24 protein-coding genes are annotated in these 17,730 nt (G+C 39.1%); 6 read left to right on the top strand and 18 right to left on the bottom strand.

Annotated elements, in window-relative coordinates:
• Window positions 1-141 precede the first annotated feature (141 nt).
• The 13 genes from B3394_RS00820 to B3394_RS00880 all read right to left on the bottom strand — a co-directional run bounded on the left by B3394_RS00820 (window position 142) and on the right by B3394_RS00880 (window position 6,028).
• Window positions 142-318 (bottom strand): class I lanthipeptide, encoded by a 177-nt coding sequence (locus tag B3394_RS00820; RefSeq protein ID WP_177730734.1) that lies wholly within the window; start codon window positions 316-318, stop codon window positions 142-144.
• 37 nt (window positions 319-355) lie between these two features.
• Window positions 356-541, bottom strand: a complete 186-nt coding sequence (locus B3394_RS00825; protein WP_177730736.1) for a hypothetical protein — start codon at window positions 539-541, stop codon at window positions 356-358.
• A 193-nt stretch (window positions 542-734) separates the two neighbouring features.
• Entirely contained in the window at window positions 735-896 is a 162-nt protein-coding gene (locus B3394_RS00830) for a hypothetical protein (RefSeq protein ID WP_177730738.1), read from the bottom strand.
• Between the two features lie 191 nt (window positions 897-1,087).
• Window positions 1,088-1,258 carry a class I lanthipeptide gene (locus B3394_RS00835; RefSeq protein ID WP_177730740.1) on the bottom strand — a complete coding sequence of 57 codons (171 nt, stop codon included), beginning with the start codon at window positions 1,256-1,258 and terminating at the stop codon, window positions 1,088-1,090.
• 240 nt (window positions 1,259-1,498) lie between these two features.
• Window positions 1,499-1,675, bottom strand: a complete 177-nt coding sequence (locus B3394_RS00840; protein WP_177730742.1) for a class I lanthipeptide — start codon at window positions 1,673-1,675, stop codon at window positions 1,499-1,501.
• Between the two features lie 22 nt (window positions 1,676-1,697).
• Window positions 1,698-1,874, bottom strand: a complete 177-nt coding sequence (locus tag B3394_RS00845; protein ID WP_286911978.1) for a class I lanthipeptide — start codon at window positions 1,872-1,874, stop codon at window positions 1,698-1,700.
• 312 nt (window positions 1,875-2,186) lie between these two features.
• Window positions 2,187-2,357, bottom strand: coding sequence for a hypothetical protein (locus tag B3394_RS00850; protein WP_177730746.1), 171 nt, complete (start codon window positions 2,355-2,357; stop codon window positions 2,187-2,189).
• Window positions 2,358-2,369: 12 nt separating this feature from the next.
• Window positions 2,370-2,528, bottom strand: coding sequence for a class I lanthipeptide (locus tag B3394_RS00855; protein ID WP_177730748.1), 159 nt, complete (start codon window positions 2,526-2,528; stop codon window positions 2,370-2,372).
• A 12-nt stretch (window positions 2,529-2,540) separates the two neighbouring features.
• Window positions 2,541-2,696 carry a class I lanthipeptide gene (locus B3394_RS00860; RefSeq protein WP_177730750.1) on the bottom strand — a complete coding sequence of 52 codons (156 nt, stop codon included), beginning with the start codon at window positions 2,694-2,696 and terminating at the stop codon, window positions 2,541-2,543.
• Window positions 2,697-2,850: 154 nt separating this feature from the next.
• Window positions 2,851-2,997 (bottom strand): hypothetical protein, encoded by a 147-nt coding sequence (locus B3394_RS00865; RefSeq protein ID WP_286911981.1) that lies wholly within the window; start codon window positions 2,995-2,997, stop codon window positions 2,851-2,853.
• 127 nt (window positions 2,998-3,124) lie between these two features.
• On the bottom strand, window positions 3,125-3,316 hold the full coding sequence (locus B3394_RS00870) for a class I lanthipeptide (protein WP_177730755.1): 192 nt from the start codon (window positions 3,314-3,316) through the stop codon (window positions 3,125-3,127).
• Window positions 3,317-3,400: 84 nt separating this feature from the next.
• Window positions 3,401-3,562, bottom strand: a complete 162-nt coding sequence (locus B3394_RS00875; protein WP_177730757.1) for a hypothetical protein — start codon at window positions 3,560-3,562, stop codon at window positions 3,401-3,403.
• Window positions 3,563-4,198: 636 nt separating this feature from the next.
• Window positions 4,199-6,028 (bottom strand): helix-turn-helix domain-containing protein, encoded by a 1,830-nt coding sequence (locus B3394_RS00880; RefSeq protein ID WP_177730759.1) that lies wholly within the window; start codon window positions 6,026-6,028, stop codon window positions 4,199-4,201.
• A 490-nt stretch (window positions 6,029-6,518) separates the two neighbouring features.
• Between B3394_RS00880 and hemB the strand changes: the two genes are divergently transcribed.
• The 6 genes from hemB (at window position 6,519) to B3394_RS00910 (ending at window position 12,118) form a co-directional block, all read left to right on the top strand.
• Window positions 6,519-7,493 carry a porphobilinogen synthase gene (gene hemB, locus B3394_RS00885; RefSeq protein ID WP_177730763.1) on the top strand — a complete coding sequence of 325 codons (975 nt, stop codon included), beginning with the start codon at window positions 6,519-6,521 and terminating at the stop codon, window positions 7,491-7,493.
• Window positions 7,494-7,497: 4 nt separating this feature from the next.
• On the top strand, window positions 7,498-7,887 hold the full coding sequence (locus B3394_RS00890; protein WP_286911987.1) for a c-type cytochrome: 390 nt from the start codon (window positions 7,498-7,500) through the stop codon (window positions 7,885-7,887).
• An 85-nt stretch (window positions 7,888-7,972) separates the two neighbouring features.
• A complete protein-coding gene (locus B3394_RS00895; RefSeq protein ID WP_273244183.1) occupies window positions 7,973-8,449 on the top strand; it encodes a methylated-DNA--[protein]-cysteine S-methyltransferase in 477 nt (158 codons plus the stop codon).
• A 72-nt stretch (window positions 8,450-8,521) separates the two neighbouring features.
• On the top strand, window positions 8,522-9,679 hold the full coding sequence (locus B3394_RS00900; RefSeq protein WP_286911992.1) for a serine hydrolase domain-containing protein: 1,158 nt from the start codon (window positions 8,522-8,524) through the stop codon (window positions 9,677-9,679).
• Between the two features lie 22 nt (window positions 9,680-9,701).
• Complete coding sequence (locus B3394_RS00905) at window positions 9,702-10,415, top strand: 3'-5' exonuclease (RefSeq protein ID WP_286911994.1); 714 nt, start codon at window positions 9,702-9,704, stop codon at window positions 10,413-10,415.
• A gap of 14 nt (window positions 10,416-10,429) precedes the next feature.
• The gene (locus B3394_RS00910) at window positions 10,430-12,118 is read left to right on the top strand and encodes an ABC transporter ATP-binding protein (protein WP_286912000.1); all 1,689 of its coding nucleotides are present in this window, start codon (window positions 10,430-10,432) and stop codon (window positions 12,116-12,118) included.
• Between the two features lie 47 nt (window positions 12,119-12,165).
• Here B3394_RS00910 and B3394_RS00915 read toward each other — a convergent pair whose 3' ends face one another.
• The 5 genes from B3394_RS00915 to B3394_RS00935 all read right to left on the bottom strand — a co-directional run bounded on the left by B3394_RS00915 (window position 12,166) and on the right by B3394_RS00935 (window position 17,549).
• Window positions 12,166-12,825, bottom strand: coding sequence for a CoA transferase subunit B (locus tag B3394_RS00915; RefSeq protein ID WP_273244175.1), 660 nt, complete (start codon window positions 12,823-12,825; stop codon window positions 12,166-12,168).
• Between the two features lie 2 nt (window positions 12,826-12,827).
• A complete protein-coding gene (locus B3394_RS00920) occupies window positions 12,828-13,529 on the bottom strand; it encodes a CoA transferase subunit A (RefSeq protein ID WP_177730776.1) in 702 nt (233 codons plus the stop codon).
• A 63-nt stretch (window positions 13,530-13,592) separates the two neighbouring features.
• Window positions 13,593-15,893, bottom strand: coding sequence for a penicillin-binding protein 1A (locus B3394_RS00925; protein ID WP_177730778.1), 2,301 nt, complete (start codon window positions 15,891-15,893; stop codon window positions 13,593-13,595).
• Between the two features lie 11 nt (window positions 15,894-15,904).
• Window positions 15,905-16,396: a gliding motility lipoprotein GldH gene (locus tag B3394_RS00930; protein WP_273244170.1), complete on the bottom strand. Its 492-nt coding sequence runs from the start codon at window positions 16,394-16,396 to the stop codon at window positions 15,905-15,907.
• The gene (locus tag B3394_RS00935) at window positions 16,380-17,549 is read right to left on the bottom strand and encodes a PSP1 domain-containing protein (protein WP_177730782.1); all 1,170 of its coding nucleotides are present in this window, start codon (window positions 17,547-17,549) and stop codon (window positions 16,380-16,382) included. Before B3394_RS00935 ends, B3394_RS00930 begins: the two co-directional genes overlap by 17 nt.
• Window positions 17,550-17,730: the final 181 nt, after the last annotated feature.

Raw genomic sequence — 17,730 nt, forward strand, 5'->3', positions numbered from 1 at the left:
ATTGGTTAAAAAAAGCCATACCTATCCCGGTGCAAGTGAAAAACGCTGTTTTCATTACATACTGTTTTACGTGATGTCGAATGTTGTTTTACTCCTTCACCAGGTGGAAGGCTACGAAAAGTATTGCTTGTTCTGCCGGAACTATGCCGCTAAAAATTGATTCTGGATAATTGTTTTTACAGGGATACATACGCATCCGGAACAGGTTTCACCACCAAGTATTGTGGATCCTCCATTGATTCCCATCATTTCCATTTGATTCAATTCTGCTACTGAGCTTTTAGCAAAAGCCAGTTTATTACTGTTTGATGTTTTCATGTGTTTGGTGTTTAATAGTTGTTGCTTTATTTTTTGTTTAATTCGCCTGGAACTTTGTTAAGTTTCTTATCGGTCCGGGAACCAATACACAATCTCCGCAGATCAGTGTTGTCTGTCCGTTATTAGTATCTCCGCCACCTACAATCTCATTCATAAAGATCAGGTCCAGTTCTGTAATCACGCTCTTTTTAAAAAGAAGCGTTTCTTTGTTTGCTTTTTTCATTATTGAAGTTGTTTCGTGATTTTTGTGATTATAGGACATAAACAGGTCGATATCGGCATTCCGTCCAGTATTGAATTACCCCCGCCATTAATGGATGCAAGCGTGTTTCTGCTTAGCTCTACTACTGCATGTCTCTTGAAAGACAGTTTATTTGTTTCTGATGTTTTCATACGATTTGTTTAAAAATTTGACACTATTCTACTTTGTTGACCATGGTCAGCATTGTCATCATAACCAGGGAAGTTCCCCCAACTATTGTTACCGTCCCTCCAATAATGGAAGCCATTTTCTGTTCGTTTAACTCAACCAATGATTGCTTGGTAAACTCCAGTTTCGTTGTTCTTTGTGTTTTCATCTGTCTGCTGCTTTTTTATTTTATGAATCTACTCTTTCCGTTATGGTTTGTAATGTCAGTGTGATTACAAAAGTTCCGCTGGGCGTTATGGTCCCTCCGACAATTGCTGTCATTTTCTGCTCGTTTAACTCAACCAGTGACTACCTGGTAAACTCCGGTTTGCTAACCGTTTGCTTTTTCATGCGGTTGTCTTATAACAGTGTAATATCCTGATCCGGATGTCCTACGGTTAAATTGATCAGCGAGGTTGTCCCAATGAATATTGTTGACGTTCCTCCTGCAATAGCAGCCATTTTTCCATCGTTTAATTCCACTAAAGCACTTTTGGTAAACTCCAGCTTATTTGTTGTCTGTTTTTTCATGATATACGTTTTTAGTTGATTAATAATCATAGTAATCCCATTGCAGTATAGCACATTGTGCTACTTGCCTTTCAAATTGTAAATGTGTAACAGCGAGGTAAGGCGAACGTCCTATTTGGATCTATCCTCTTATTTCCAAAACAACAGTTCCGGTTACAAACATTGCTCTTGCAGCCACTATTTATTCGGCTGTTTGCACTTACCGCCACATTGTTACATTATTCTGGCATACGGCTATTCCTAAAACTGGTTCAGGTGTCCAAGCTGACGGGTAACCACCACACAGTCCCCACAGATAAATGTTGTTGGTCCGTCATTGGTATCAGCACCTCCTGCAATCTTTCTCATTGCAGTCATATCCAGTTCAACAATAGCATTTCTTTTAAAGGCCAGTTTGTTTGTTTCTTGTGTTTTCATGATGTAAAAGTTTTGTTTGTTATTATTCCGCTGTATGCTCAATCATGTCGAGGCCAATCGTCGCGATCAGGGATGTCCCGGTTACCACAATGACAGACAGTAGCGATGTTCCGCCGGCAATTGCCGACATGGTTCCTTCATTTAGTTCCACTAATGTGTTTTTGTGGAAATCCAGTTTATTCGCTGTTTGTTTTTTCATGACGCTACTTTTTAGTCGATGACATTCTCAATACGGCTTGTGATTACCACACAGTCTCCACAGATAAATGTGGTGGCTCCGCCTATAACCTGTCCCATGGACACTACATCTAATTCTACTACTGAATTTGATTGGAATACTAACTTGTTTGTTTGCTGTGTTTTCATAATATTTTTGTTTTTTTTGTTGTTAATTAAAATCCATAGTAATCCCCCCTGCAGTACAGCATTACCATGCTACTTACACCTATTTGTCCGTTAAAATATGAGGGAATACTTTCGTTATCTCAAAACGAAAACTGGAAACTGTTTGTTATAGTCCTTCAAAGAGTACTATCCGGGTGACCGATATACAGACACATCCCGTACAGGTTTCAACTACAATTGTATTTCTTCCATTTTCATGTAAAGTTTCCAGATTGTTTAATTCGATGGCATCACTCTTGGTGAACTCCAGTCCGCTACCTGTACTTTGTGTCTTCATACTGTTCGATTTTTAAACCTGTGGCTGCATCATTTCTTTTAGCTTATCGCCAATATAGTTGACAATGCTATTCCAGGATCCTCCGTTAATACTATCCAGTTGACGGTCATTTAATTCCACTACTGCGTTCTTGGCAAATGCCAGTTTATCGCTGTTTTTAGTTGTTTTCATACCCGTTATTTTTTAAACCTGAGGTTTGATCATATCTTTAATTTTATCCCCGATATAATCGATGATGGCTCCCATAGATCCTCCGTGGATATTCTCTAATTGACGGTCGTTTAATTCTGCTACCGCTTTTTTAGCAAAAGCTAACTTGTTGTTGGTTGTTGTTTTCATAATGATATTGATTTGAATTAATACAGTTTTGTTTTTAAGGTATTCGCTTCCCAATAAGCATTTTCGTGAAAAGGCTCACCGGCAAAGGTTTTTGTAAAGGAAAAATCATGTATTCATAAATATTATGGCAATGATTTTTCCTTCTATAGAAATCTTACAGCTGTTGTAACTTCGTAATATTTCTTATTGGTCCCGGTAACGGGATACAATCACCACAAATAATGGTTGTTTGCTCACCAGCGTCAATAACTGTGGTTCCGCCTCCTACTACACTTCTCATTGAAGCTAAATCTAATTCCATAATTGAATTCTTCTTAAAATGAAGCATTCCTTTGTTTGCTTTTTTCATGATTTAAAAAATTTAGTGATTATAAAATAGTTAACATTTGTTTTTAAAGAATTACGCGTTGTAATCCTGCTTTTTTTACTTACTCAGGCATTGCCATGCTGTACATTTCATCCATATAATGTCCTTTGCTGGAATTAACGCAGAGTGTGCAGCTTAATGTGTTTCCAACCAGTACACCGGTACCGCCTTTAATTCCTTTTAACTCCTCTCTGTTCAATTCCACTAATGAATTTTTAGAGAAAAACAACTTGTTTGTTTCTTGCTTTTTCATGATTTGTGTTTGTATTTAGTTAATAGATACTTTGTTCAAAATACTTTTGAATAACTAATCACACGGGAATCGGATTGCTTTAACTTATTGCTGCTTTTTTTGCTTTGATACAAAAATTCGGGCAATTGCTTTTACAAAACGCTTAACAGAAGCGTAAAATCCGGATTCTTTTTCTGTCTCATCGTTCAACTCGACAATCGTGTTTCTTTTAAATCGTGACGGATTAATAATTTTTTTCGTTTTCATGGCTTTTTATTATTTACTTTTTCATGTTGTTGCTCACCAAAGGCTATAAAAATGCTTCTATACCGTATGAACAGCACACAACAATCCTTTTATTCGCATAACGTCAATCTGACGGGTACATCTGACAACAGAGGGTACAACAATGCCGGAATAAAATCATTTCATTAAATCGCCTGTTTAAAATGCTAACAAGCGGTTCTGATTATCCTTTTAATTAAGGATGTAAAATTTACCAACGAAAGGAAGTGAGTAGTACTTTTTAAGGAGGGATCTTTTATGCAAAGCTTGACTTTGATAAATAAAAGATTATCTTTGTAAAGATACTCCAACCTAAATTTGTTGGATTTCGTTTTGTAATTCATTCTATAAAACAGGGCCTTCCACGCTCTGTTTTATTTTTTTGTGTTTTTTTAGTAGCTACTCATATCAGAGATACTTTCGCTACCTAAAAACCCATCTGTTAATGTTTTTAAAACGTTAAGAATAAATTCTCTCATTTCTCATTCATCAACAGGACAAAGTAAATTCTATTTTTTTTCTCCCACAAACAAAGAATGCCTATTTTTATAAAAAAACAGGCATCTTTAAAGGTTTTAAAATATTAATTTACAATACTTTATAAAATATATTTTATTTTTATGCAGCTTCTGATTTATGCTTCATTTCTTCTATTTTTTTGATGTAAACCGAAGGTGTAATGCCTGTTGCAGCCTTAAAATATTTCGTAAAAGAGTCCGAACTTTTATATCCGATCTCGTCTGCAATGGAATTTACAGAGTATGCACGCAGCTTAGAATTGTTCTTTAGCTCTAAAATAACGTAGTTAATTCTCAGTTCATTAATATAGGTACTGAAACTTTTTCCCAATTCATTGTTTACAATCTTGGAAAGATAAGCTGTATTGGTCTTCAATTTCTTGGCTACATTGTGTAATGTACAGTCCTGACGCAGGAAATACTTCTTTTCCTGCAGCTTCTCCAGCTTTTCAAGGATATCGTTAACTCTTTCGTCTTTAATAATAAAGGTAGCATCCGAAGGAACAATATCATGCGATTCACTATCTTCTTCTTCCTGCAGTGCCTCTTCAAACGATTCCACCGATCCGGCTGTCACTTCTTCTTCCGGTTCCAGTATATCCTCTTCTTTACTGACGGTTATATTCGGAATAAGCTGGCTTTCCAGGATCTCTTCCTTGGTCGTTACTTTTTCTTCCTGGGCTTCTAATATCTTTTTGGCTTCAAAATCATTGATCTTCCCGATCAGAATATCAAATTTCTCCTGGTTCATTCTTTCATTTCTCCTGTTTCTATAGTAGAAAAAGCCCAAAGAAGCGATTAACAGCACCACGGCAATGATTAAAATATTCTTTTGTTTTACCTCATCGGTTTTTTCCTTGTCAATTTTTTCAATATCCAGTTTGTGCAGATCTTCCAGCGTACCGATTTTTTTAGCCGATTTTTTAGTATTCTCATCAATAAACTTCTGATAATAGAAATTGGACTGGCTGATACTGTCCACTGCCTTATAGTTTTCCGCCAGTAGCTTGTAATAATCTGCCAGCTCTTCAGGAGAAAAATCAGATTTCTTTTGTTTTAAAAGTCCCTGCTTTAAAATCACATTCGATTTGTTGAACTCTTTTCGTTCTGTTAGCAAACCGGCTAAACTCAGCATAATAGAAGCTTCTATCCGGCTGCTTTTTATTTTTACCGATTTGTTTAACGCTTCGTTTAAAATCAATTCCGCTTTTGGAAAATCGTTTTTCTTGATATAACTCTGCCCTTTTACATTTAAAAAATAGGCTTCCAGCTCTTTATCATTGAACTTTTTACAATAGTTAAGCCCTTTATCGATATAAATTAAAGACGAATCCGGTAAATTCATTTTTAAATAAGTCTTTGCGATTTTTAGTTCCAGCAAAGCCAATTCCGGTTTGGACAACTCCTCAGCATGATATTTTTTAAAAACAGCCAGCGCCTCACTGTGCTTCCCGATCTCATATTTAATATTCGCAATACTGATACTGATGCTTCGAACGCTGTAATTGTCTTTTAATTTATTGGCTAACTGCAATGCTTCATTATAAAGCAGTAAAGACTGTTCAAAATTATAGGCCTGATACAGCATACTGGCCTTATTCATTTTTGCCCGCAACACCAGACCCTGATTGTTCAATCCATAGGCTTTTATAATTGCCTTATCACAAAAATAAAAAGCGCTATCAGTCTCTGATAGCGTCATGCAGACATATCCCAGATAATTGTAGGCAATAATCGCCTCCTCCTCTTCTTTTCTTTTTTCACTTAAAGAAAGGTAGCTGTGGATGTATTTTTTAGCAAGTGCCGGGTTATTATAAATGTACTTCTGGATAGAATCTTTTAACTGATTTTTTAAATCTGATGCTGAAATCGTTTGAAAAGACAATACAATTAAACAAAAAAGAATTCTTTTTACTGAGGATAACAACATATTTTAACAGGTTTTTATAATACAAAAATAATGTTTTTTTATTAACAGCAATACCCGGTTAACGCATTGATTTATAACAAATTACAAAGTCGAAAAACGGTGTGTTTTTTTATAAATTTCGGCTTACTACCCTTTGATTGTCAGGTATTTAGACCTAGTTTTGGGTAATCAATAAAAACCCACAAAAACCCACACATTATGAAAACTACAAAAAACAATTTACTTTCGTTCAAAAAAACAGCAATTATTGAACTTTCAAAAAAAGATTGTTCTAAGATAAAAGGAGGTAACGATATAACGGATCCGGACAGAAGCGGAATATTTTCCTTACTGTGTCCTACCACGCACCCCACAAGACCATAACAAGAAAAAGAGCCTCCGTTGAGGCTCTTTTTTTTGGCTATATGTTAAACTTATTTTAATGAAAATAATCCCTGTTACCAAGACATTTTAAATACCTAAATTTGCAACACACTAAAAACAAGTTATTATGTTTCCATTACACAGAAATAGACGGCTGAGAACAAATGATGCCATTCGCTCATTAGTTCGAGAAACTTCGCTAAGTCCAAATGATTTCATGTTTCCAATGTTTGTTGCAGAAGGAAAAGACATAAAAATCGAAATTCCTTCCATGCCGGGCATATACCGTCGTTCGTTAGACCAAACGGTAAAAGAAGTAAAAGAATTATGGGATTTGGGAATCAAAGCGGTCAATATCTATGTAAAGGTCAGCGATTCGTTAAAGGACAATACCGGAAAAGAAGCCTGGAACAAAGACGGCCTGATGCAGCAAACCATTAAAGCGATTAAAGACGCTGTACCGGGAATGATTGTAATGCCGGATGTAGCTCTGGATCCGTATTCTATTTACGGACATGACGGAATCGTTGAAAACGGACAAATCATCAACGACGCAACGGTAGACGCCCTTACCCGGATGAGTGTGAGCCATGCCGAAGCCGGAGCCGATTTTGTTGCTCCCAGCGATATGATGGACGGAAGAATCCTTGCCATCCGGAAAGCGTTGGAACAAAGCGGTTTCCACGATGTCGGAATCATGAGCTACAGTGCTAAATATGCCTCCTCTTTTTACGGACCTTTCCGCGATGCCTTAGACAGTGCTCCGGGATTTGGCGATAAGAAAACCTACCAGATGGATTATGCCAACCGTATTGAAGCCATAAAAGAAGCCTTGGACGATGTAGAAGAAGGAGCAGATATTGTCATGGTAAAACCGGGTATTGCCTATCTGGATATCGTTAGGGAAATAAAAGACACCGTACACGTTCCCGTAGCAGTATATCAGGTTTCCGGAGAATATGCCATGGTTAAAGCCGCTGCAGAAAAAGGCTGGTTAGACCACGATAAGATCATGATGGAACAACTGTATTGTATTAAAAGAGCCGGAGCCAGTATTATCTCCACCTATTTTGCAAAAGAAGCGGCAAAACTAATGCAGTAACCGTATGAAAAAAGTAGTATTGATTATCAGCAGTATTGCACTGCTTGCTTCCTGCAATAAAAAAGAAGAAAAAAAAACTTCCCTATATCCCGAAACTAAAAAAACGGAAGCCCAGTTACAACTGGAATTAGGCCAGGAAATCTTTGACGGTAAAGGCATGTGTTATTCCTGCCACAAACCGGATCAGAAAATAATCGGGCCAAGCATTAAAGAAATTGCCCGGATATACAAAGAAGAAGGTGCCAGCATAGTCGAATTCCTGAAAGAAAAAGGCGATCCGATTGTAGATCCTACACAATACCAGTTAATGAAAGCAAATTTTGCCATTACCAAAAACCTGCCGGAAGAAGAATTAAAAGCTTTAGAAGCTTATATATTAAGCCATTCCAAATAAAATTTTAAAAAGCCATCTTTCGATGGCTTTTTTTTAGCTAACATTTTGAATTGCAGGAAACAAATCAAAAAAGTATCTTTATCCGATGGACACTATTTTTATAAAAACACCCCTTGGAATCACAAAAATTGACGGTGATGAAAACGGCATTTCGGCAATAACCGCCGGCAATGACGGAAATATTTCAGCACCAGACCAATATCCGGTACACCTTCAGGAAGCTGCAATACAACTGGAAGAATATTTCGAGGGAAAGAGAACGGAATTTACGTTTAAGCTAAATCCGGCTGGTACCGAATTTCAGCAGAAAGTATGGAAAGCGCTGCTGGACATTCCGTTCGGAAAAACAATGTCCTATCTGGAACTGTCCAAAATATTGGGCGATGTAAAAGCCATCCGTGCTGTAGCGGCGGCTAACGGAAAAAATCCGTTGTGGATAGTCGTTCCCTGTCACCGGGTTATCGGCTCCGACGGTTCCTTAACCGGTTATGCCGGCGGTTTGTGGCGCAAAAAATGGCTGCTGGATCATGAAAATCCCATCAAGCAGCAAACTCTTTTTTAATATCCCGGCCTAATTTCAAAAACTATCAATAATTTCCTTAAATTCGTAAGACACGTCGTTAATGCTGTACTTATGAAATTCCTTAAAAAATTCCTGATCTGGTTTACTGTCGTTCTGGCAAGTATTATTATCATCATGTATATTTTTGATGTTGATTATTTATTACGCGCCGTCAGAACCATTTATTTTAAAGGATATACCACTGCCTTTTTAGAGGATTATAAAGATTTTCCAAACAGAGAAATAAAAAAAGGAACCGCACAGCCCTGGGCTATTGCCAAAGACTATAATGCTGTTCCGGCCACTCCGGAACTTGCCAAAACACACAAGGAACTGCAAACGGTAGCCTACCTGATCATTAAAAACGACAGTATCTGGCATGAAAGCTATTTCGACGGTTACGGAAAAGATTCTAAATCCAATTCCTTTTCGATGGCTAAAAGTATCGTTTCGGCCAGCCTGGGAAAAGCCATTATGGATGGAAAAATAAAAAGCCTTGACCAGAAAGTATCCGATTTCTTTCCGGAAATGCAGGGTAAATATGCCAAAGACGTCACCGTTGGCGATTTGTCGTCCATGGCCTCCGGCTTAAACTGGGACGAACATTATTACAGCCCTTTCTCGATTGTGACCCGTGCCTATTTCGACAGCGATTTGAAAAAAGTAATCCTGGGACTGAAAGTAACGGAACAGCCGGGGAAAAAATTCGTATACCTGAGCGGTGCTACCGAATTACTGGCCATGGTTATTGAAAAAGCAACCGGCGAATACCTTTCCGATTATGTTTCCAAAAATTTCTGGCAGCCAATGGGTGCCGAAAACGATGCCTTATGGCAACTGGATCACGAACCGGACGGTATTGAAAAAGCCTTCTGCTGTATTGCCAGCAATGCCCGTGATTTTGCCCGTTTCGGAAAACTGTACAAACAACACGGAAAATGGAACGGAAAACAAATACTGGACAGTACCTTTGTAGCGAAATCCATTACACCGCGTTTTACCGATGCTCCGGAATACGGTTACGGATGGTGGCTGCATACCTATCTTGGAAAAAAAATGTACTATATGCGCGGTCATTTAGGCCAGTTTGTAATTGTCGTTCCGGAAGACAACCTGATCATTGTCCGTTTAGGGCATTTAAAAGGATTACAGACCGAAACGGATCCGCATAGTAATGATTTCTATGTGTATGTAGGAGAAGCCTATAAAATGCTTGAAAAAAGAAAATAAAACGATTTACCCCATACAAGCCATGTTAGAAAAAATCCATTTCGAAAATATTCTTTTTCTGGACATCGAAACCGTACCGGAAGCAGAAAATTTCAAAGCCTTAGACGAAACCAAACAGGAACTGTTCAGTTCCAAAACACAATACCAGCGCAAAGACGATTTTACGCCGGAAGAATTTTATGACAGAGCCGGTATCTGGGCCGAATTTGGAAAGATTATCTGTATCTCTGTCGGTTATTTTACTTTCCGGGGCGACATACGCCATTTTCGCGTGACCTCTTTTTTCGGAGACGAAATAACCATCCTGAAAGATTTCAGCAATCTGCTCAGTAACCATTTTAACAAACCGCAGCACATCCTGTGCGGTCATAATGCCAAAGAGTTTGACTTTCCGTTTATTGCCCGGCGAATGATTATCAACGGGCTTAGCATTCCCCCAAAACTGAATTTGTTTGGCAAAAAACCATGGGAAATTCCGCATCTGGACACTATGGAATTATGGAAATTCGGGGATTTCAAACATTATACTTCCTTAAAATTACTGGCAAACATACTGGGTATTCCCTCCCCTAAAGACGATATTGACGGAAGTGAAGTCGCCCATGTTTTTTATGTTGAAAAAGATATTGACCGCATCATCCGGTATTGCGAAAAAGACGTTATCGCCGTAGCCCAGATTTTATTGCGCCTGCGAAGGGAAGATTTACTAATTGAAGAAGAAATCATCTTCGTTTAATTACATTTGCAGTAATGAAAACCCCACTTTTACAAATAGACCATGTAACAGTTGCTTTCAAAAAAGAAGGAAACTGGACACCTATCGTTAAAAACAGTTCCTTTCAGTTGCATGAAAATGAGATCCTGGGAATTGTAGGCGAATCCGGATCCGGTAAATCGGTGACCTCCCTGGCTATTATGGGCCTGCTTCCGAAAGCGATTTCGAAAATTTCGGAAGGCGCAATCCTTTTTGAAGGGAAAAATATCGCCGACCTGACGCCAAAAGAACTGCAAAAATTCAGGGGAAATGATGTTGCCATGATTTTCCAGGAACCGATGAGTTCGTTAAATCCTTCTTTAAAGTGCGGTTATCAGGTTGCCGAAATATTACAGCAGCACACTTCACTTTCGAAAAAAGAGATCAAACAGGAAGTCATTGCCCTTTTTGAAAAAGTAAAACTTCCCGATCCGGAAGTTATTTTTGACAAATACCCGCATCAGATTTCGGGCGGACAGAAACAACGGGTCATGATAGCCATGGCTATTGCCTGTAAACCCAAGATCTTAATTGCCGATGAACCCACGACCGCTCTGGATGTTACCGTTCAGAAGGAAATTATTCTATTGCTGAAAGAATTACAGCAGCAAACCAAAATGAGCATTTTGTTCATTTCCCATGATTTGTCTTTGGTTTCCGAAATTGCCAACCGCGTTTTGGTGATGTACAAAGGCGAAATTGTAGAACAGGGTGCCGCCCATCAGATTTTTAAAAATCCGCAGCACAATTATACCAAGGCATTAATCGCTTCCCGTCCGTCACTGGAAGTCCGCGTAAAACGTTTGCCAACAATTCAGAATTTCCTGGATAACACCATTGACAATACAATCATTACTCCGGAAGAGCGAGCCGAAAATCATAAAAAACTATACGCACAAACGCCATTATTAGAAGTGCAAAACGTTGAAAAAGAGTACTTTTCAACGGCCGGTTTATTTGGCAAAAAAACCGCATTTAAAGCGGTCAACAATGTCAGTTTTGCCATATATGAAGGCGAAACGCTCGGACTGGTAGGAGAAAGCGGCTGTGGAAAATCGACTTTGGGAAATACAATATTACAGCTGGACAAAGCAACAGCCGGACGTATTCTATACAAAGGAAAAGATATTACCAACCTGACCGCCTCCGAAATCCGCTCCCTTCGAAAAGAGATACAGATTATTTTTCAGGATCCGTATTCTTCCCTGAATCCGAGAATTCCGGTTGGAAAAGCCATCATGGAACCGATGCAGGTACACGGTTTGTATGAAAATGACACCGAACGCAAACAAAAAACAATCGAAATCCTGGAACGGGTTGGCCTGGGAGAAGAATATTTTAACCGCTACCCGCATGAATTTTCAGGCGGACAACGGCAGCGTATCGGAATCGCGCGTACCATTGCTCTGCAGCCCAAAATAATCGTTTGTGACGAATCGGTTTCGGCACTTGATATTTCGGTACAGGCACAGGTATTGAATTTACTGAACGAGTTAAAAGAGAATTTTGGCTTTACCTATATTTTTATTTCCCACGATCTGGCAGTTGTTAAATATATGTCCGACCAGGTTTTGGTGATGAACAAAGGAAAAATCGAAGAAATGGCTGATGCCGATACTTTATATGCAGATCCGCAAAAAGACTATACCAAAAAGCTTATTGCAGCAATCCCGAAAGGGAGTTAAATAAAAAAAGCAGCTCTCACGAACTGCTTTTTTTATTTATCATCTGTTTAGTCAATCTTCATTTCCGGAATATCTCCTTCAATAATCAGATTGGCTTCCGTTGCTTTTACAATTTCTTCAACAGTAACACCCGGCGCTCTTTCCAGAAGTTTAAATCCGTTTGGCGTAATTTCCATAACCGCCAGTTCCGTTACTACTTTTTTAACGCAGCCCACACCGGTTAACGGCAGCGTGCATTGTTTTAATATTTTCGATTCGCCCGCTTTGTTTACGTGCATCATCGCAACAATGATATTTTCTGCAGAAGCTACTAAATCCATAGCGCCTCCCATTCCTTTTACCATTTTTCCAGGAATTTTCCAGTTTGCAATATCGCCGTTTTCAGAAACTTCCATAGCCCCTAAAATCGTTAAATCAACATGCTGTCCTCTGATCATTCCAAAACTGGTAGCCGAATCAAAAAAGGAAGCGCCTTCCAAAGTGGTGATCGTTTGTTTTCCGGCATTGATAATATCCGCATCCTCTTCTCCTTCAAAAGGAAACGGACCCATTCCCAATACACCGTTCTCACTCTGGAATTCCACGCTGATTCCCTGCGGAATATAGTTGGCTACCAATGTGGGTATTCCAATTCCTAAATTCACAAAATATCTGTCTCTTAGTTCCTGCGCAATTCTTTTTGCAATTCCTATTTTATCTAATGCCATGATTAATTTCTTTGTCTTACCGTACGTTGTTCAATTCTCTTTTCATAGTGTTCACCCTGGAAAATTCTTTTTACGAATATTCCGGGAATATGAATCTGATTCGGATCTAAAGTTCCTGCCGGAACCAGTTCTTCGACCTCAGCAATAGTAATTTTTGCTGCTCCGGCCATACAAGAATTAAAATTTCTTGCTGTTCCTTTGAAAATCAAATTTCCGGCTTCGTCACCTTTCCAGGCTTTTACAATCGCGAAATCTGCTTTGTAGGCCTCTTCCATGATGTGCATCTTTCCGTTAAATTCACGCACTTCTTTTCCTTCTGCTACTTCTGTACCATAACCTGCCGGAGTAAAGAAAGCCGGTATTCCAGCCTGTGCAGCACGGCATTTTTCGGCTAATGTTCCCTGTGGTGTTAATTCTACTTCCAATTCTCCGCTCAGCATCTGGCGTTCGAATTCTGCATTTTCACCTACATAAGAAGAGATCATTTTTTTAATCTGGCGCTTTTGCAATAATAATCCCAGACCAAAATCGTCTACTCCCGCATTGTTGGAAATACAGGTAAGCTCTTTCACATCCATTTTTACAAGCGCTGCAATACTGTTTTCAGGAATACCGCAAAGTCCGAAACCGCCCAGCATAATAGTCTGTCCGTCTTTTATATCGTGTAATGCTTCCTTCACATTACTTACTCTTTTATTAATCATATTATGGTTGTTTATTTTTGTAAAAATATAAAAAAAACGCCTTTATAAAAAGGCGTTTTGTATTTAGAAATCAAATTCTTCGGTTGTTGGTTCTTCCACAGCGGTGCTGTCTACTACTTTCTTCGGTGTCCAGCAATCTACTTTAATAGAGAGATTTGCCGGTCGTTCAAAAGGTTTCTGGGAAACATTAAGCTTATCATCTGCATAACATTTTTTCATGAATAATCCCCAGATCGGTAAGGCCATTGTTGCCCCCTGTCCCATCTGTGTACTTTTAAAGTGTGCCGAACGGTCTTCGTTTCCTACCCAGACACCCATCGCTAAATTGGGCACCATACCAATAAACCATCCGTCACTATTGTTCTGACTGGTTCCGGTTTTACCGGCTATAGGGTTATTAAAGGCATACGGAAGTCCTGTAACACGCTTGTAAGTAGGTCCGCCGGAACCATAACGCAAACGCGCTCCCGATCCGGATTCTGTAACCCCTTCCAGTAATTTTATAATGGTATAGGCAACGTCTTTACTCAATACATCTTTCGATTCCGGGATGGATTCGTAAAGCACCACACCGTTTTTATCTTCAATTTTGGTAATTACCTGTGGTTTCATATACACTCCCTGGTTGGCAAACGTACTGTAGGCTGCCACCATATCACTAACGGTAATTTCAACAGCTCCTAATGCGATGGCCGGTCTTTCCGGAATATTAGAGCTTACTCCTAATTTCTTGGTCAGGTCCACCACGGCATGCGGCCCTACTTTATCCATCAGTTTAGCCGAAACCGTATTGATGGAATTCGCTAAAGCCGATTTTAAAGTTACCAGACCTCTGTAGTTACCACTGGAGTTTTTTGGTGTCCAGTCGGCATCAATACCATATCTTCCTTTTGGCATTGTAAACGGTGAATCGTAAATAGAATCACAAGGCGACATTTTTAACTGTTCGATTGCCGTGGCATAAACAAACGGTTTGAATGTCGAACCTACCTGTCTTGCACCCTGAGCTACGTGATCGTACTGGAAATGTTTGTAGTTGATTCCGCCAACCCAGGCTTTAACATAACCTGTTTGCGGTTCCATAGCCATAACACCTGTTTGTAAAAAGTGTTTGTAATAGATAATGGAATCTCTTGGTGTCATGATCGTATCTTTTTCACCTTTCCAGGTAAAAACAGACATTTTCGTTTTGATATCGAAGGATTTCTTAATCTGATTTTCGGCGATCCCTTTATCGGTCATTATTCTCCAGCGTTCCGAGTTTTTCATTGAACGTTCAATGATTTTTTCTGTTTCTACCGGTGTAATATTGACAAAAGGAGCATTTTCATTTTTCTTTTGCTGAATAAAGAATTCCTCCTGTAAGTTTGCCAAGTGCTCGTCTACCGCTTCTTCTGCATATACCTGCATACGGGAATCGATAGTTGTATATATTTTTAATCCGTCGCGGTAAATATCATATTCTCCGCCACCGTCTTTTTTAGGATTTTCTTTTACCCATTTTTTCATGAAATCACGAAGGTACTCTCTAAAATAAGTTGCGGTTCCTTCCACATGGCTTTCCGGTGTAAATTTCAACACGATTGGTTGTTTTTGGTAGAATTCCTTTTTCTCTTTTGTCAGGAAGTCATTTTTTTCCATCTGACTCAACACCACATTTCTTCTGTTCGTCACTTTTTCCAATCGTTTAATCGGATTAAAAAGCGATGGATTTTTAAGCATTCCTACAAACATTGCTGCTTCATCAACAGTAAGGTCTTTCGGTTCTTTTCCAAAATATACTTTTGCTGCCGAACGTATTCCTACTGCCGTATTTACGAAATCGGCCTTGTTCAGGTACATCGCAATGATTTCCTGTTTGGTATACTGGCGTTCCAGTTTGGTGGCAATGATCCATTCTTTGGCTTTCTGAACAATACGGAAAGGAAGGAATTTCGATCCTTCTCCGTGGAATAATAATTTTGCCAGCTGTTGGGTAAGCGTACTCGCTCCACCGTTACTCCCCAGACTTAAAACGGCACGAAGCGTTCCTCTGGAATCAATTCCGGAATGTTCGTAAAAACGTTCGTCTTCCGTTGCAATTAAAGCTTTTACCAAATGGTCCGGTAAATCGGCATATTTGATAGGTGTTCTGTTTTCAAGGTAAAATTTACCAATGGTTTCCCCATCGGATGAAATAATTTCTGTTGCCACATTGGAGTTTGGATTTTCCAGCTCGTCAAATGACGGCATTGCCCCGAATAAACCCCAGGAAGCAAAAAGGAAAAATAGGATAATCCCTCCGAATGCATATAAAAAGAATTTCCAGAACTTCTTTACATAAGGTGAAAAGTCTTCTTTTTGATTTTTATTGTTTTGTGCCATTTTTATAGTACTTATTCTGCTTTTTCAATTCTAAATCCAACTTCCGAAATACCGCCTAATTGCTCCATACCGCTAACTTTCCCCGTTTCGCGGACAGCCTGCTGGATATCAATGGTGTATTTCCCGATTTTAGGAAATTTCGCTTTTTCCTTATACCAGAGTTTGCTTTCCTTTACATCCGAAAATCCGTCGCCCAAAAGGGATCCGTCTTCTTTTGCCATCAGGTATTCCAGGGTATCCACTTTAGTAACGCCATCAGGCTGCAACATGGACACAATCAGGAATAAGTTATTAAACGGATAACTGTTGTTATTTCTTATGTTAACAAACATATTATAATCCGTAATGGTATCGTTCTGTTCAAAAGAAAAAGTCACTTTCTGGTTCTTATGCCATGAACCGTCTATTTCCTGATATTCATCAAAAACCCTTTTCTTATCACAAGAAAAAAGTACTAATGAAAGTGCTATTCCTATAATTAAAAAATTATTTTTTTGGAGCATTTTTATCGTTCGAAGAATTATTTGGTTTACGTTTTTTAGCTGGTCTTTTCTTTTTCTTAGGCTGGTCAAAACGGGTTAAGCTGTCTTGTCCTACCACATTCTGGAAGTTTTTCTCTACTTCTTCCTGAGCGATTTCGATGGCAAAATCTTCAATTGCCGCCACCTTTTTCTTTTGTTTGTTTATCGCTATAATTTCTTTTACCTGTTCTATTTTTAAAACATGCCAATGCGCGAAATCATTCGTATAAGCAAACCACATCAGTCCTTTGAAGATATCCAGTTTCTGGCAGATGGCTTCTCCTTTATCGGCATAAAGCCTGGTTTCCATTTCCGGAAAGTCTTTTAAGGCGTCCAGATAGGTATCCAGCTCATAGTTCAGACAGCATTTCAGTTTTCCGCACTGTCCTGCCAGTTTCTGCGGATTCAGTGACAACTGCTGGTAACGCGCTGCCGAAGTATTTACACTTCTGAAATCGGTTAACCAGGTAGAACAGCACAATTCCCTTCCGCAGGATCCGACACCGCCCAAACGCGCTGCTTCCTGGCGGAAACCAACCTGTTTCATTTCAATACGGGTACTGAATTCTTTTGCAAAGTCTTTGATCAGCTGCCTGAAGTCAACACGGTCATTTGCCGTATAATAAAAGGTCGCTTTCGAGCCGTCTCCCTGAAATTCAATATCGGAAATTTTCATTTCCAGTTTCAGTTCAATAGCAATTTCACGGGCACGAACCTTCATCGGTTCTTCCTTATCCCGGGCCTCGATCCAGATATCAATATCTTTTTGTGTTGCTTTTCTGTAAATTTTACCTACTTCACCATCCGGATTAACTCCTTTTTTCTTCATTTGTATCTTAACCAGTTCCCCGGTTAAGGTTACAATTCCGACATCGTGTCCCGGTGAAGCGTCTGTAGCAACGATATCGCCAATGCTTAACGTTAGTTTTTCCGCATTTCGGTAAAATTCTTTTCTCCCGTTTTTAAATCGAACCTCAACACAGTTGAACGGTTCCTGCCCTCCGGGTAGGCTCATGTTGGACAGCCAGTCAAAAACAGTCAGTTTATTACAACTGTCCGTACCGCAGGTCCCATTATTTTTACATCCCCTAGGAGTTCCGTCTTTACTCCCGGTGGAACAGTTTGTACATGCCATATGTTTGAATATATATAGATCGTGACCCAGTCACTACTTGTTCGTAAAATGTTTTGTGTGTAAAGATACTATTTTTTAGAATCAATCTCACAATGTCAAAAGTGCCTGACTTTTAAATTGTGAAAAAATTAAAAGCCTGTTACATTTATTACAACGCAACAGGCTTTTTTTAAGTATGTTA

The sequence above is a fragment of the Flavobacterium sp. UBA4197 genome (assembly GCF_002379575.1).
GTDB classification, from domain to species: domain Bacteria; phylum Bacteroidota; class Bacteroidia; order Flavobacteriales; family Flavobacteriaceae; genus Flavobacterium; species Flavobacterium inviolabile.

Bases quoted from the DNA above. Each gene is read 5' to 3' on its own strand.
- B3394_RS00820 (WP_177730734.1), bottom strand. From the start codon at position 318: ATGAAAACATCAAACAGTAATAAACTGGCTTTTGCTAAAAGCTCAGTA.
- B3394_RS00825 (WP_177730736.1), bottom strand. From the start codon at position 541: ATGAAAAAAGCAAACAAAGAAACGCTTCTTTTTAAAAAGAGCGTGATT.
- B3394_RS00830 (WP_177730738.1), bottom strand. From the start codon at position 896: ATGAAAACACAAAGAACAACGAAACTGGAGTTTACCAAGCAATCATTG.
- B3394_RS00835 (WP_177730740.1), bottom strand. From the start codon at position 1,258: ATGAAAAAACAGACAACAAATAAGCTGGAGTTTACCAAAAGTGCTTTA.
- B3394_RS00840 (WP_177730742.1), bottom strand. From the start codon at position 1,675: ATGAAAACACAAGAAACAAACAAACTGGCCTTTAAAAGAAATGCTATT.
- B3394_RS00845 (WP_286911978.1), bottom strand. From the start codon at position 1,874: ATGAAAAAACAAACAGCGAATAAACTGGATTTCCACAAAAACACATTA.
- B3394_RS00850 (WP_177730746.1), bottom strand. From the start codon at position 2,357: ATGAAGACACAAAGTACAGGTAGCGGACTGGAGTTCACCAAGAGTGAT.
- B3394_RS00855 (WP_177730748.1), bottom strand. From the start codon at position 2,528: ATGAAAACAACTAAAAACAGCGATAAACTGGCATTTGCCAAGAACGCA.
- B3394_RS00860 (WP_177730750.1), bottom strand. From the start codon at position 2,696: ATGAAAACAACAACCAACAACAAGTTAGCTTTTGCTAAAAAAGCGGTA.
- B3394_RS00865 (WP_286911981.1), bottom strand. From the start codon at position 2,997: ATGGAATTAGATTTAGCTTCAATGAGAAGTGTAGTAGGAGGCGGAACC.
- B3394_RS00870 (WP_177730755.1), bottom strand. From the start codon at position 3,316: ATGAAAAAGCAAGAAACAAACAAGTTGTTTTTCTCTAAAAATTCATTA.
- B3394_RS00875 (WP_177730757.1), bottom strand. From the start codon at position 3,562: ATGAAAACGAAAAAAATTATTAATCCGTCACGATTTAAAAGAAACACG.
- B3394_RS00880 (WP_177730759.1), bottom strand. From the start codon at position 6,028: ATGTTGTTATCCTCAGTAAAAAGAATTCTTTTTTGTTTAATTGTATTG.
- hemB (WP_177730763.1), top strand. From the start codon at position 6,519: ATGTTTCCATTACACAGAAATAGACGGCTGAGAACAAATGATGCCATT.
- B3394_RS00890 (WP_286911987.1), top strand. From the start codon at position 7,498: ATGAAAAAAGTAGTATTGATTATCAGCAGTATTGCACTGCTTGCTTCC.
- B3394_RS00895 (WP_273244183.1), top strand. From the start codon at position 7,973: ATGGACACTATTTTTATAAAAACACCCCTTGGAATCACAAAAATTGAC.
- B3394_RS00900 (WP_286911992.1), top strand. From the start codon at position 8,522: ATGAAATTCCTTAAAAAATTCCTGATCTGGTTTACTGTCGTTCTGGCA.
- B3394_RS00905 (WP_286911994.1), top strand. From the start codon at position 9,702: ATGTTAGAAAAAATCCATTTCGAAAATATTCTTTTTCTGGACATCGAA.
- B3394_RS00910 (WP_286912000.1), top strand. From the start codon at position 10,430: ATGAAAACCCCACTTTTACAAATAGACCATGTAACAGTTGCTTTCAAA.
- B3394_RS00915 (WP_273244175.1), bottom strand. From the start codon at position 12,825: ATGGCATTAGATAAAATAGGAATTGCAAAAAGAATTGCGCAGGAACTA.
- B3394_RS00920 (WP_177730776.1), bottom strand. From the start codon at position 13,529: ATGATTAATAAAAGAGTAAGTAATGTGAAGGAAGCATTACACGATATA.
- B3394_RS00925 (WP_177730778.1), bottom strand. From the start codon at position 15,893: ATGGCACAAAACAATAAAAATCAAAAAGAAGACTTTTCACCTTATGTA.
- B3394_RS00930 (WP_273244170.1), bottom strand. From the start codon at position 16,396: ATGCTCCAAAAAAATAATTTTTTAATTATAGGAATAGCACTTTCATTA.
- B3394_RS00935 (WP_177730782.1), bottom strand. From the start codon at position 17,549: ATGGCATGTACAAACTGTTCCACCGGGAGTAAAGACGGAACTCCTAGG.